At 38.1% G+C, this 697-nt stretch carries 1 protein-coding gene; it reads right to left on the bottom strand.

The genetic code is table 11. The features are described from left to right. The coding region (locus tag CIK04_RS34730; RefSeq protein ID WP_325205976.1) for a hypothetical protein at nt 1–305 on the bottom strand (305 nt) is incomplete at its 3' end. Nucleotides 306–697 lie beyond the last annotated feature (392 nt).

Genomic DNA, 697 nt, shown 5'->3' with positions numbered 1-697 from the left:
AAATCGAATAAAAATTCGAMCCTTTCCGACAAAGATAAATCTGTAAAAGTTATGGCATATCCGTTAATAAACCCTGCATATGGCGTTTTGACTTGAGTTGGTGAGCATTGGATTTTAGTTGCAAAGCCTGAAAATGTTTGAGCGCAATACTGCAAATCTTCTGGCTCCGTAAAAACTTTCTTCATATGCGCCCATAGATTTTTTGCCCACTTTGCTTTTATTGCAACGGATGGTAGAAGTCCTAGAAACTCTTTGTCGTTAAGGTACGACTTTAGAAAATCTTGAACAGAAGGGTTACAAATCAACTTTGCCGCCTGAAATGGAGATAAACCAGACTCAAGACTCTTTAGTGACGAGTTAAAGTCTCCCTGTGATGTGGGTTGGCCATAGAACGCACAAACATGTCTATGCAATCTTGAAAACTGACTCCTGAGTTCTTCTATTCTGRCCCCCAAAAAAGCTTGTTGAAAAAATAGTGTTATCAGTAAGTGTTTGGAGCTGAGAACTTAGAGAACGGAAAGGTTTACTCCAAATCATTTCAGGGTTGTCTAACGCATTCAATATGAAGCTAGGGTAATCAGTTGGAGAAATGTGTTCATTAAACTCACTGGACACAAAAGCTATCACGCGAGGATTATAGTTTCGATGATCTATGATATGACAAAGTAAATCACCTTAATAAGAGATTCTACGTATT

This window comes from Vibrio sp. 03_296, from assembly GCF_002265885.1.
Note: the sequence above shows the minus strand (reverse complement) of the source record. Positions and strands in the feature narration are given on the sequence as shown.